Source organism: Tardiphaga sp. 619_E2_N8_4 (genome assembly GCF_051810905.1).
Taxonomy (GTDB): Bacteria; Pseudomonadota; Alphaproteobacteria; order Rhizobiales; family Xanthobacteraceae; genus Tardiphaga; species Tardiphaga robiniae.
Genome location: NZ_JBPWQJ010000001.1, coordinates 3,193,570 through 3,206,215, shown reverse-complemented (window position 1 = coordinate 3,206,215; position 12,646 = coordinate 3,193,570). Strand labels below are relative to the sequence as shown.

Sequence of the window (12,646 nt, the reverse complement as noted above, 5' to 3'; positions counted from 1 at the left end):
GCCAAGGTCCGGTAATACCGGCAGGCGGGGTCGGCCGCGAGCCCCCATATAGGGCAAATTGGCCGGTGAAACCAATGCCAATATGCCACTTTCGGCCGCAGCCAGTGCCGGGCCGGATCACGTCTTGGCGGGCTCGCGGCGAGACCAAAGCGGCGCCACGAGCCCGGAATCTCGCATTAGGGCGGGGTTATTGGCCGTGGCTGACCAGCACGTCGTTGCAGGCCTTGCTGATCTTGGGGCGGTTTTCCTTCAGGCAGGACAGAACAACGAGGTCGCCCTGATCCATGACGGCGCGGCAGAGCTTCTGCACGTCGCGGGTGCAGGCCTTCTGCTCCGCGTCGGTGCCGCTGCGGGGCTGGTTTTGCTGGGCCAATGCGCCGGTCGAGGCAGATGCGGAAAGCACGGACAGTACCAGGAGAAATTTACGCATTGTCTTCCTTCAGTATGGTGACGAGATCACAGCCCGTGTGGTGCATAGCATAAACTGAAACATTCGCATCGCCGGGAAGGCTTTATCTTCAGGCACATCGGCGAATTCGCGGCGATGGATGCAATCAGGACACAGAACATTCCCGCCACCACAGACACGAATAAATGCGGCGAAAACTTGCGCATATGGCCGCACTGGCGACGCCCCCCCCCCCCCCAGGACAAGATAAGGTTTTACGACAATTGTTCAGACGCGCATCACCTCCACCCGTTCCGCTACGGGAACCTTCGCGCTTGTGGGCGGTGACATGTTACTTTTACAATCGTCCAATTATGATCGCTCTATTGAACCTAAAGATGTGCAGCGACACTTAAGCTTCGATGAGGCACGGCATAACTCGGTTACACAGCGCTATTTTGGGAAAACTTACATGACATTCCATTCTGCAAAGCGGTTCGGGCACGCCTTCAAGGCCGCTGGCGCTGGCGCGATCCTGCTGCTGTCGGTATCCGCAGGCCATGCCCAGTCCGGACCGTTCGCCGGCTTCGACGGGGCCTGGAGCGGTACCGGAACGGTCTCCATGTCGGACGGCTCCTCGGAGCGCATTCGCTGCCGGGCAACCTACAAGGTGGATGGCGGCGGCAGCGCCCTGGCGCAGACGCTGCGCTGCGCCAGCGACAGCTACAAGTTCGACCTCTCCAGCAATGTCACCAGCCAGGGCAACAACGTGTCCGGCAGCTGGAGCGAAGCCAGCCGCAACGTCTACGGCAATCTGGTCGGCAAGGCGGGCGGCGGCCAGATCGACGTCTTCGTCGAGGCCGCGGGCTTTGCGGCCAACATCACGCTGACGACCCGCGGCAACAAGCAGTCGGTATCGATCAGCTCCAAGGGCGAAATTCGCGGCGTCTCGATCAGCATGGTCAAGAGCTGACGCCGGCTTGCACACCTTCACAAAAAAGCCCCCGGAGCGATCCGGGGGCTTTTTTGTTGATCGCCCTTTGCTGTGGCGTAGCTGACTACTTCTCTTGCTTCGCCAGAACCGAACTGCCGGTGAGACGCTGCTGAAGATTGATCAACCACATCGCGGTCGGGCGCAGGATGAACAGATCGGCCACCAGTGCCGCGACCATCGAGAAGGCGCTGAGCCAGCCGAACAGCCGCAGCGACGGCAGATCCGAGAACACCGTCACCACGAGGCCGCAGGCCAGCACCACCGTCGTCAGGATCAGCGCGGGACCAACGAGCACAGTCGCACGCTCGACGGCGATCGCGGGATCGGTGCCCGGCGTGTCTTCCAGACGCAAACGGTTGAGGAAGTGGATCGTGGCGCTAAGGCCGAGACCGAAGGACACTGTCAGTGCCACCACACTGGCGAATTGCAGCCCCTCCCCGAGCAACCACAATACGAAGCCGGCCAGCACCACCGGGAAGATGCCCGGCAGGATACAGGCCAGCATCACCACCCACGAGCGGAACGCGAGGCCGATGAAGACGGCGACCAATCCGAATTCGATGGTCAGGCCGTGATTGAGCTTCTCGATCATCCCGGCGCTGTTACGCGCCGCGATCGCCGAGAGGCCGGTCACCGCGATCTCATAGCCGGGGTGCTTGGTGCGAACGGCGTTCAGCGCATTGTCGAGCTTGTCGACCACCGGCAGGATCTTGCTCGAATCGCTGTCAGGCACGCGGCCGGACACCACCACCGCCGTCTGGTCCGCCGAGATGAAGCGGCGCACCAGATGTTCGGGTATCACGCTGACATATTCCTTCAGCGTCGCGACATCCGACGAGCCGGCCTTTTCCGCAAGCCAGCGCCGCAGCGTTTCCAACGACCAGACATTGCCGACACCCGCCTGCTTCTCGACCATGGCGTGGACTTCGGCGATGGTCGCCAACGTGTCCGGCGAATAAAGATCCGCGCCCTTCGGAAACTCGATCAGCACGTCGATCGGATTGGCGCCGGTCAGCTTGGCGTCGAGCCGTCCGCTGGCGGCGACCGCCTGCTCCTTGTCCGGCACCTGATCGGCCAGCCGATAGCGCGGTTCGAGATTGGCGTAAACGATCCCGAGACCAACGACGACGACGAGCGAGATCAGGCTGAACAGGCCAGGACGACCGACCATGCGCACCGCGATCCAGTAACAGAAGGCGCGCAGCGCCTGCACGCCGGCATCGGCGGTCTGGAACTTGGCGGCGAAGATCTTCTCGTTACGCACCAGCAGCACGCCGAACACCGGCACCAGCGACAGCACCGCGACCAGCGCGATGATGGTCGCCGTGAGACCGGCCTCGCCGAAGGCGCGGATCAGGTCCGAGTCGGAGAACTGCAACGCCAGGAACGAAATGCCGGCGGTGCCATGGGTGAGGACGCAGGCCGGACCCACGACACGAACTGCATTCGTAAATGCCGAATACTTGTCCTCGCCTGCAATCAACCGGTCACGCGCCGCGAAAGTGAGCTGCATCGAGTCGGCAAAACTGATCACCATGATCAGCGGCGTCATCACATTGAGGAACATGTTGAGGCTGAAGCCGGCCCAGCCGAGCGCGCCGAGCGACAACAGGATCGCCAGCAGCGGCGGAAACGCCGCGATGATCATGAACGAGATCTTGCGGAAGAAGATGATCGCAATGACGCAGCCGGCGAGAATGCCGGCGATGTTATAGATCAGGCCGTCGCGCTCGACCGCGTTGCGGATTTCGAGCTGCATCACCGGCACGCCCGACAATTCCTTGGTCAGACCGCTATTGGCCAGGTCCTCATTCATGGTCTTGCGGATATCGGCGACGACGTTGCTGAGCTTGCTGTTGCTGACCACGGCCGGGTCGAGCGACAGCACCACCAGCGCCAGAGTTCCATCGTCGGACAAAAGCTTGCCGCGGATCAGCTCGTTCTGCTTCACCGTCTCGATGAACTTGTCGTAGTCGGCGCCTTCAGGAAGATCGTTGGGAAACAGCGCTGCCGGCAACTTGCCGGGGGCCGGCGTCTGACGCGCCGAGAAGATCGAGATCAGCCCCCGCACGCCATCGACCAATTGCAGGTCGGTGACAAGGTCGCGCATCTTTCCAAGATTGTCGCGCGCAAGCAGCGTCTTGCCTTCGAGCACCACGAGCACGTCGAACTCGGTGGACGGGAAGCGCTTCGTCACTTCCTCGTATTGCTTGTATTCCTTGCTGTCAGAACGAAATAGCTGGCTTAGCGAATCGTCGATCTTGATGCGCTGGATGCCAAAGATCGCACCGATCACCAGCGCGAGCAGGATCACGCAAGACAGGACCGGTGCCTTCACCGCGATCAGACCGATGCGCTCGAGCCCGAAGGCGATGCTGATCGGCCCCTTGCGCAATTTATTCATATCCGCGTCGTGGGGGGGAACCGTATCGTGCATACCCTATCCAGTCCTGTCGTCAGCGGCGTCTGCCTAGCAAGCGTCGCGGGCAGTAGTAAGGCTGGAATCGGCGAGACCGAACAGCGCTAGCCCTTGAAAACATGCGGTAAATTTGCCGCGGGCAGATGTAGCAGGTCTGTATGACATATCGCAAGGCGGCGCGCGCGCCGAGGTTGCGTTTCAGGTCACAAAATGGAGCGCAGAGGCTGTTGTTTCATGCTGGTGCAACGAGCGGTGCTACCAGTTGCAGACCGCTTTCGTCTTTCAGAGCCACACCGGTGATGTTGCGATTCAGCCCTTCGCGCGCCAGCCAGGCAATCTTGCTCGCTGCCTCCTCGAAGGACAGACCGGCCACCTGGATGTTCGACACGCAGTTGCGCGCAGCGTCCGTCAGACCCGGCTGCGGTGCGAAGGTCAGGTAGGCACCGAGACTCTGCGGCGCCGAGAGACCCGGACGTTCGCCGATCAGCATGATCGTCATCCGGGCCCTCAATAACGCACCGATCTCGTCGCCGAGCGCGACCCTAGCGCCGCCGGCAACCACGACAGCGCCGATCCCGACCCCCGCCAATTTGGGCATTAAGGCACCCAGCAGGCCAAGCGCATGCGCATTGACCGCAGCCGGAGACAGGCCGTCCGCAATCACGATCACCAGATCGCACGCGGCGCTGTCGCGCCCTTCAAGCAACTCCTGTGACTCGCGAGACAATCGGCGGCCGAGATCGGGGCGCTTGAGATAGTCGGCCCGATCCGCGACTTGGCTCGTCACCACCAACGCGCTCGTCCCCAGCCCGGCCAGCGCGGCCGCAATGGCTTCAGCCTCGAAGGGCGCATGGACCGCGTCACGTGCGCGGGCATGGTCGAGCGTGAAATCAAGCAGGGCCTGCGTGGTCAGGCTGGCGCCGGCCCGGCCGAGCCCTACACGCGCCGGCGTCAGCGCCCGCAGCTCCGCGAGGGAGCGCTGCGGCACCGGTGGCGTCACATCATTCCGATCTGTCATGACGCCAGCCTATCGCTCATTCGGCCGGAACGGCAGCGTCCTGCAGCTTCAACGAATAATAGGACGCGTTGGTCTGACCACCGGACGCATCGCGGGCAAAGTTGATCAGGTGGTGCGCCACCATGATCCCGCTGATGAGATACTCGATCTCGCCGCGCGCCAGCCGACGGAGCGCAAATTTCCAGAACGCCCGCTTGTAATCACCAAGCACGCCGACCTTCCAGAAGATGTTGCGCAACATCACCAGCCCGAGCCGGATGCTCTTCCAGGTCAGCATGGCCCCGATCGGCGGCTTGATACGGTTCGGATAGGTATGGCGGATCTGGTACTCGAAGCGCTCGAGCAGTTTTTCCGGCACATAGGCACTGCCCATGGCGCGCCGCCAGCTTTTCACCACGTCCTCATACGGCAACAGGAAGTCGACGTTGGAATCGCGGCCCTCGTCCTCGTTCAGGCGTCCTTCCTTCTTCAACCTGTCCCAAAGCGGCGTCTGCGGCAGCGCCTGCAGCAGATTGATGGTCAGAAGCGGTATCTGTGACGTTTCCACGAACTCGAGCAAATGCTGGCCGGTCTCGGGCTTGTCGGTATCGAGGCCGAGGATGATGCCGGACACGACTTCCATGCCAAAGCTGTTCAGCGTCTCGATCGCCTCCATGATGGGGACCATCATGTTGTGATCCTTCTTCATCGCCTTGAGGGCGACGGGATCGGGCGTCTCGATGCCGCAGAAGATCGTGCCGAACCAGGCTTCGCGCATCAGCGAAAGGATTTCCGGCCGCTTGGCGATGTTCAGCGTCGCCTCGCAGGACAGGCGCAAGACAAAACCGGTCCTCTTCTGCCACTCGACGAGATGCGGCAGCAGATCGAGTGCGGCCTTGCGATTGCCGATGAAGTTGTCGTCGACGAAATAGACTGAGCCCATGATGCCGCATTCGAGCAGCTTGTCGAGTTCAGCGGTGATCTGCTCCGGCGACTTCAGGCGCGGATTACGACCGTACAGACCGGGGATATCGCAGAACTCGCACTGATATGGACAGCCCGAAGAATACTGGATGCTGCCGAGGAAGTAGCGCGGAATATCGGCCAGTTCATAGGCCGGAATCGGAAACCTGGTCATGTCCAGACGGTCGGTGGTCTTCAGCACGACCTGCTGGTCGGGGCGCGACGTATCCTTTTCCAGGATATCGATCAGTTGATCGGTGGCATCACCGAGTTCGCCGATATGGAGATAGTCGAAAGCCGGGTAGTAATCGGGGCATGACGAGACCGACGGCCCTCCGATCGCCACCGGAAGATCGTAGGAATGTGCGCGGTAGCAGATGTCGTTCATCTGCGTACGCTGGATGTGCATGCCTGACACCAGCACCACTTCGGCCCACAGGAAATCATTGGGCGTGGCGGCGCGAATGTTCTCGTCGATAAAACGGACTTCCCAGTTCTCGGGCATGTAGGCGGCAATCAGCAGCAAGCCCTGGGGAGGCATGAAGGCCTGAACGCCGTCGGTCAGAGGATATGAATATTCAAACGTGCCAAATGAAGACGTGTATCGCGGAAAGACGCACAGGATGCGCCGGACCGTCTGCCTGCCCTCAGCTCTCATCAAAATTCCTCTGTGAATGCATCAGCGGTCCCCATAAGCGCTGAACCTTCAATAACGTCGCCGAGCTAAAACCGTTCCACTCCTGCCGAATACTTTGAGCGATCTAATCACGACGTCTGAATCTGGGCCAGAATTTCTTCAAGATTGTGGCGGGCGGTGACAAGGTCGTGACCAGCTCCGCGCAAGTGCGCACAAAGCGCCAAGCCTTATGACGGTTTATTGACGTCAGGCGATCAGACGTGCGGCCAGATCGGGCAGCAGGCCTTCGCGGTCGCGAATGCGAAGGTCCGCTCCGGAGAGCCCGACCCGCTGCAGCCAGTTGTCGAATTCCGGTGCGCGTTTGAGCCCAAAGAGGTCGCGGATATAGAGCGCGTCGTGAAATGACGTCGACTGGTAGTTCAGCATCACGTCGTCAGCGCCGGGGACACCCATCACGAAAGTCACACCGGCCGCGGCCAGCAGCGTCAGCAGATTGTCCATGTCGTCCTGATCGGCTTCGGCATGGTTGGTGTAACAGACGTCGACGCCCAGCGGCAGGCCAAGCAGCTTGCCACAGAAATGATCCTCCAGCCCGGCACGGATGATCTCCTTGCCGTCATACAAATATTCCGGCCCAATGAAGCCGACGACGCTGTTCACCAGCAATGGGTCGAACGCCCGCGCAACTGCATAGGCCCGTGCCTCCAAAGTCTGCTGATCGACGCCGTGATGGGCGTTGGCCGACAGAGCCGAGCCCTGCCCGGTCTCGAAATACATGACGTTCTGGCCGAGCGTGCCGCGTTTCAGCGAAAGCCCGGCGGCATGAGCTTCCTTCAGGATCGCCAGATCGATGCCGAAGCTCTTATTGGCGGCTTCGGTCCCGGCGATCGACTGAAACACCAGATCGACCGGGGCGCCCTGGTTGATGAGATCAAGACTGGTCGTGACATGGGTGAGCACGCAGCTTTGGGTCGGAATATCCAGCTTGGTGATGACATCGTCGAGCAGCCGCACCAGCCCGCCCAGCACTGCAGGATCGTCGCTTGCCGGATTGATGCCGATACAGGCATCGCCCGAGCCCAGCATCAGCCCGTCGAGAATGGATGCCGTGATACCCCTGATATCGTCGAACGGGTGGTTCGGCTGCAACCGCACGCTCATGCACCCGCGCAGACCGATCGTGTTGCGAAAGCGCGTGATCACCTCGCACTTCCTGGCCACCAGGATCAGGTCCTGATTGCGCATCAGCTTCGAGACCGCGGCGGCCATTTCCGGGGTGATGCCGCGGGCGACGGTCTGAAGGACTTGCGGCGTGGCCGCATCTGACAGCAGCCAGTCACGAAAGCCGCCGACGGTCAGCGACGAGATCGTGGAGAATGCGGCGGCATCATGCGTATCGACGACAAGACGCGTGACCTCATCGTCCTCGTAGGGCACGACCATTTCCTGCAGGAATTGCCTGAGCGACACGTCGGCGAGCGCCATCCGCGCCGCGATCATCTGCTCGGCGGTCTCGGCTGCAATCCCGGCCAACCGATCACCGGATCGCGGCGGCGTTGCCTTGGCCATGAGGTCGCGCAGATCCGCGAAGACATGCGTATGGTCACCGATGGCGTGGCGATAGATCATGGCCGGATTGTTGGATATTCGCCGGAGGCTGTCTAGACGTGCCGCCCCGCGGCAACGCCGGAAGACCACGCCCACTGGAAGTTGAAGCCGCCGAGATGGCCGGTGACATCGATGACTTCGCCGATGAAATACAGCCCCGGCACTGATGTCGCTTCGAACGTTTTTGATGACAGTTCTGTGGTGTCCACACCGCCAAGGGTTACCTCGGCCGTGCGATAACCCTCGGTGCCGTTCGGCCGTACGCGCCATTCCTTCACCGCTGCCGCCACCGACGCCAGAAGCTTGTCCGAAAAATCCGCCAGCCGCGGCGGGCCGACGATCCTGTCCGCAACCATCTGGGCCAGTCGTTTCGGCAAGATATCGCCGAGCACGGTCGCCAGTTCCTGCCGCGGACGTTCGCGGCGTGCCTCCTTCAGGGCGGCGAGCACATCGCGCGTCGGCGCCATGTCGATGACGACATCGAGCCCGTCCCGCCAATAGGATGAAATCTGCAGGATCGCCGGACCGCTGAGACCGCGATGGGTGAACAGCAGCGCCTCGTCGAATTTGGTCTTGCCGACACTGACCACGGCATCGACGGCAACGCCCGCCAGATCCTTGAATTGCGCAAGCGCCGCAACGTCGAAGGTCAATGGCACCAGTGCGGCGCGCGGCGCGATCATCTTCAGCCCGAACTGCTGCGCCAGCTTGTAACCGAAGGCACTGGCGCCCATTTTCGGGATCGACGGCCCGCCGGTGGCGACGACCAGCGACTGGCTCCGGTACTCGCCCTGATCAGTCGCGACCACAAAGCCGCTGTCGTTCTTCGTCACGCCGAGAATGCTAACGCCGAGCCGCATCTGCACGTCGCTGCGGCGGTTTTCGTCCAGCAGCATGTCGATGACCTGCTGGGACGAACCATCACAGAACAATTGCCCGCGCGTCTTCTCGTGATAGGCGATGCGATATTTTTCGACCAGCGCGATGAAGTCCTGCTGAGTAAACCCCTTCAGTGCGGATTTGCAGAATTGTGGATTCTGCGACAGGAAATTCGCTGGCGTCGTATGCAGGTTGGTGAAATTGCAGCGCCCACCGCCGGAGATGCGGATCTTCTCGCCCGGCGCCCTCGCCTGCTCAAGCAGCATCACCGAGCGACCGCGTTGCCCCGCAATGCCGGCGCACATCAGGCCGGCCGCACCGGCACCGAGAATGACGATGTCGGCCGTGTTATGCGCGCGACGAACGATGGTCATTCCAGCAGCAGCACATCGACGGCAACGGCGAGCTTCTGCTTGCGGGCCCCAACGATCACACCATCGACCGGCGACACGTCGGAGAAGTCGCGGCCGATCGCCAGCACGATGTGATCGTTCTCGACCAAAATGTCGTTGGTCGGATCGAAGCCTATCCAGCCGAGTTCTTCGCCGCACCAGACTGACACCCAGGCATGGGTCGCGTCGGCGCCCTGCAGGCGTTCCTTGCCCGGCGGGGGAATGGTGCGCAGATATCCGCTGACATAGGCGGCAGGCAGGCCGAGGCCGCGCATGCCCGCAATCATGATATGCGCAAAATCCTGACAGACGCCGTGGCGCTTATCCAGCACCTCCTGCAACGGCGTCGAGATCACCGTGGCCTTGGGATCGTATTTGAACTGGGTGCGGATGCGGTGCATCAGGTCGACGGCGCCGGCGAGAATCCCGCGGCCTTCGGTAAAGCTCACCGCCGCATAGTCCGTGACGGCATCGATGATCGGCACCAGCGGACTGGCGAAGACATAACCAATCGGCGAGGCACCGCTGAGGTCGCTGGAATCGAACGCCGCCTCGCGCACGCTTTCCCAGGCGGGGCTGTCATCACCGCGACCCGGCGCAAAACGTTCGACATAGACGCGCGACCGGCTGTCGATCCGCAGCACCCGATGCGGGGTTTCGATCAACACGCTTTCCGTCGGCGTGCCGAAGAAATCCGTCCGCATGGCGCGGGCCGCCGGCAGCGGCTTGATATCGACGCTGTGCGAGACCAGTTGCTGCCCGGCGCTGCTATTGGGCTGCAGCCGCAGCGAGCAGCGCGCATAGCTCACAGAGCTTTCATAACTATAGGTCGTGACATGGCGGATTTCGTAGATCACGCCAGCCCCGTCAGCTTTTCAGGACGCGATGCGCTGGCGCCGTGCGGGAAGTAATGCAGGCCGATCGAATCCGCGAGCGTCAGCAGATCCTGCTCCAGCGCAAACAGTGACTTGGTGTGGATTTCGGATGCCTCGCCGGTGACCAGCGACGAACGCAGCGCCACCGCCAGCCGCTGCGGCCGTTCCATCAGGCCGTTCTCCTTCAGCGTCGGCAGGCTGGCGATGTGATCATTTAGTGCCGAGACCTGGAACGCCACCGAGCGCGGGTTATAGGGATCGAGCACCACGAGATCACGCACCGGTGCCAATAGCGGACCGACCAGATAGCGCGAGCGATAGGTGATCTGGCAATCCACCAGCGTCAGCAGGATGTCGAGATCGTCGCTCGTCGCCTCGTCGGATGCGAATTGCCGCGCGAAGCGCGTGGTGTTGATGGCGCGTTCGGCACGGCGGCCCATTTCGAGGAATCGCCAGCCGGCGGCACGGTTCATGTTTTCCTGCGCGAGACCGGCGAAGCTCGCCAGTTCCTGCAAGGTCAGCTCGGCCGCACTGACGACGTCATCGTCATCTTCGACTTCATGCGCAAGCCGCTCGGCCATTTCGGTGATGACCTGCCAGGCGTCGGGGGACAGCCGTTCGCGCAGCGAGGTTGCGGTCCGCAATGCCGAGCGCACCAGCGATAGCGCTGAGCCAAACTGCTCCTCGCTCTGCAAGGCTTGCGCGGCGACCTTCGCCGGCTGCGAACGTGATGTCAGCGATGTCGCGCCCCAGGTCATCAGCATACGCTGGATGCGCTCGATCGATTGCTGCCCGGTGGCGCCGCCCTTGCCGGGATCGCGCTGCGGCACGCTGAGTGCACGGATCAGACGCAGCGTGGACTCCGCGCGCTCGAGATAGCGCCCGAGCCAGAACAGATTGTCGGCGGCGCGACTCGGCACCCAGCCGGCGATGCGGCGGATACGCACATTGTCGACGGCCGGCAGCAGCGTCGATGCAGCAACGGCCTTGTCGGCCACCACCCAGACGTCGGCTGCGCGCGCGCCGGCACCCATGGAGACTGCGCGGGCATCCGGTTGATCCGCAATACGGCAGAAGCCGCCGGGCATGACGGTCCAGCCCTCAGGCGTCGCCGCCGCGAAGACGCGCAGCACGAACGGACGCGGCGCGAGCCGGCCATTGTCCCAGACCGGCGTGGTCGAAAGCTGCACCAGCTCCTGCCCGACATAATCGACACCGCGATTGGCAATCGCCGCCTTCAGACGCTCGCGCTCGCTTGGCGAGAGCTGCGACGGCAGCACCGGCGAGTAGCCAGGGAAACCGGGCACCGCTCCGCCATAGGCGCCTTCGATCGCAAAGTCGTCGAGCCGCGCCAGCACTTCCTCGCGCGCCGATTTCTGGCCGCACCACCAGGTCGCGATATGCGGCATCTTGAGTGGTTCACCGAGCAGCTTCCGGCTCAAGCTTGGCAGAAAACCCAAAAGCGCGCGCGCTTCCATCACGCCGGAGCCCGGCATGTTGGCGACGACGACGCCATTCTTTCTGACAACGTCGATCAGCCCGGGCACGCCGAGTTGCGACGAGGCATCGAGCTCCAGCGGGTCGAGCGAATTGGCATCCACCCGGCGCAAAAGCACATCAAGGCGCTTCAAGCCGGCCACAGTGCGGATGTGCACGCGGTCGCCTGAGACTGCGAGGTCATCGCCTTCCACCAGCAGGAAACCGAGATAGCGCGCCAATGTCGCGTGTTCGAAATAGGTTTCGCTGAACGGCCCCGGTGACAACAGGCCGACCCGCGGTTCGTCACGATCGGCCGACGCGCGCAGACTGTCGCGGAAGGCTTCGAAGAACGGCGCGACGCGCTCGACATTCATCGATTTGTAGAGGTCGGTGAAGGCGCGCGACAACACCAGCCGGTTTTCCAGCGCATAGCCCATGCCGGACGGCGCTTGTGTGCGATCGCCGAGCACCCACCAGCGGCCATCGGGACCGCGGCCGAGATCGGCCGCATAGACGTTGAGATAGCGGCCGCCCGGCGGCTTCACGCCGCGCATTGCCCGCAGATATTCGGAGCTGCCGGCAATCGCCGCCGCCGGGATCGCGCCGGACGCGACGAGGCTGGCATCGCCATAGAGATCGCCGAGAATCTTCTCCAGCAACTCGGCGCGCTGGGTCATGGCCGCCGAGATCTGCAGCCATTCGGATTCGTCGATCAGGAGCGGCACATGGCTGAGCGGCCAGATCCGGTCGGCGATTTCGCCGGGCGCGCGGTAGGTGACGCCGGCTTCCCGGAGATGACGGTCGGCGGAACCGAAGCGGCGTTCGATCTCGACGGGCGCCATGGCGCCGAAGGCCTCGAAGAACCGCGTCCAGACCTCCCGCGGCGTGCCGTCCTGGGCGATGAATTCGTCGGGAATCCCGGGCAGCCGCTCGTAGTCGCGGGTCCATTGCGCGACTTTACGATGTCCCGGACGGGGCTTTTTCCCCTGACCGGCCTGTCCCGTCATTCCGACTC

At 62.6% G+C, this 12,646-nt stretch carries 9 protein-coding genes; 1 reads left to right on the top strand and 8 read right to left on the bottom strand.

Translation table 11 applies throughout. From position 1 onward, the window contains the following. Nucleotides 1-187 precede the first annotated feature (187 nt). Nucleotides 188-430 (bottom strand): cysteine rich repeat-containing protein, encoded by a 243-nt coding sequence (locus tag AB8A23_RS15235; RefSeq protein WP_068735855.1) that lies wholly within the window; start codon nucleotides 428-430, stop codon nucleotides 188-190. A 430-nt stretch (nucleotides 431-860) separates the two neighbouring features. Here AB8A23_RS15235 and AB8A23_RS15230 point away from each other — a divergent pair, with 430 nt between their 5' ends. Further along, nucleotides 861-1,361 (top strand): hypothetical protein, encoded by a 501-nt coding sequence (locus AB8A23_RS15230; protein ID WP_439059180.1) that lies wholly within the window; start codon nucleotides 861-863, stop codon nucleotides 1,359-1,361. Between the two features lie 85 nt (nucleotides 1,362-1,446). Here the strand turns inward: AB8A23_RS15230 and AB8A23_RS15225 are convergent, their stop codons facing one another. The 7 genes from AB8A23_RS15225 to AB8A23_RS15195 all read right to left on the bottom strand — a co-directional run bounded on the left by AB8A23_RS15225 (nucleotide 1,447) and on the right by AB8A23_RS15195 (nucleotide 12,638). Then, entirely contained in the window at nucleotides 1,447-3,786 is a 2,340-nt protein-coding gene (locus AB8A23_RS15225) for an efflux RND transporter permease subunit (RefSeq protein WP_439059182.1), read from the bottom strand. A 247-nt stretch (nucleotides 3,787-4,033) separates the two neighbouring features. Beyond that, nucleotides 4,034-4,819, bottom strand: a complete 786-nt coding sequence (eutC, locus tag AB8A23_RS15220) for an ethanolamine ammonia-lyase subunit EutC (RefSeq protein WP_439059184.1) — start codon at nucleotides 4,817-4,819, stop codon at nucleotides 4,034-4,036. Nucleotides 4,820-4,835: 16 nt separating this feature from the next. After that, entirely contained in the window at nucleotides 4,836-6,419 is a 1,584-nt protein-coding gene (locus AB8A23_RS15215; protein WP_089265078.1) for a B12-binding domain-containing radical SAM protein, read from the bottom strand. A 225-nt stretch (nucleotides 6,420-6,644) separates the two neighbouring features. Then, nucleotides 6,645-8,027: an ethanolamine ammonia-lyase subunit EutB gene (locus AB8A23_RS15210; RefSeq protein ID WP_439059186.1), complete on the bottom strand. Its 1,383-nt coding sequence runs from the start codon at nucleotides 8,025-8,027 to the stop codon at nucleotides 6,645-6,647. Nucleotides 8,028-8,059: 32 nt separating this feature from the next. Continuing rightward, nucleotides 8,060-9,259 carry an NAD(P)/FAD-dependent oxidoreductase gene (locus AB8A23_RS15205; protein WP_439059188.1) on the bottom strand — a complete coding sequence of 400 codons (1,200 nt, stop codon included), beginning with the start codon at nucleotides 9,257-9,259 and terminating at the stop codon, nucleotides 8,060-8,062. Continuing rightward, nucleotides 9,256-10,134 carry a transglutaminase family protein gene (locus tag AB8A23_RS15200; protein ID WP_439059190.1) on the bottom strand — a complete coding sequence of 293 codons (879 nt, stop codon included), beginning with the start codon at nucleotides 10,132-10,134 and terminating at the stop codon, nucleotides 9,256-9,258. Before AB8A23_RS15200 ends, AB8A23_RS15205 begins: the two co-directional genes overlap by 4 nt. After that, nucleotides 10,131-12,638 carry a circularly permuted type 2 ATP-grasp protein gene (locus AB8A23_RS15195; RefSeq protein WP_439059191.1) on the bottom strand — a complete coding sequence of 836 codons (2,508 nt, stop codon included), beginning with the start codon at nucleotides 12,636-12,638 and terminating at the stop codon, nucleotides 10,131-10,133. Before AB8A23_RS15195 ends, AB8A23_RS15200 begins: the two co-directional genes overlap by 4 nt. Between the last annotated feature and the right edge of the window lie 8 nt (nucleotides 12,639-12,646).

Excerpts from the sequence above, each read along its gene's own strand:
- AB8A23_RS15235 (WP_068735855.1), bottom strand. The coding sequence starts at position 430 with ATGCGTAAATTTCTCCTGGTACTGTCCGTGCTTTCCGCATCTGCCTCG.
- AB8A23_RS15230 (WP_439059180.1), top strand. The coding sequence starts at position 861 with ATGACATTCCATTCTGCAAAGCGGTTCGGGCACGCCTTCAAGGCCGCT.
- AB8A23_RS15225 (WP_439059182.1), bottom strand. The coding sequence starts at position 3,786 with ATGAATAAATTGCGCAAGGGGCCGATCAGCATCGCCTTCGGGCTCGAG.
- eutC (WP_439059184.1), bottom strand. The coding sequence starts at position 4,819 with ATGACAGATCGGAATGATGTGACGCCACCGGTGCCGCAGCGCTCCCTC.
- AB8A23_RS15215 (WP_089265078.1), bottom strand. The coding sequence starts at position 6,419 with ATGAGAGCTGAGGGCAGGCAGACGGTCCGGCGCATCCTGTGCGTCTTT.
- AB8A23_RS15210 (WP_439059186.1), bottom strand. The coding sequence starts at position 8,027 with ATGATCTATCGCCACGCCATCGGTGACCATACGCATGTCTTCGCGGAT.
- AB8A23_RS15205 (WP_439059188.1), bottom strand. The coding sequence starts at position 9,259 with ATGACCATCGTTCGTCGCGCGCATAACACGGCCGACATCGTCATTCTC.
- AB8A23_RS15195 (WP_439059191.1), bottom strand. The coding sequence starts at position 12,638 with ATGACGGGACAGGCCGGTCAGGGGAAAAAGCCCCGTCCGGGACATCGT.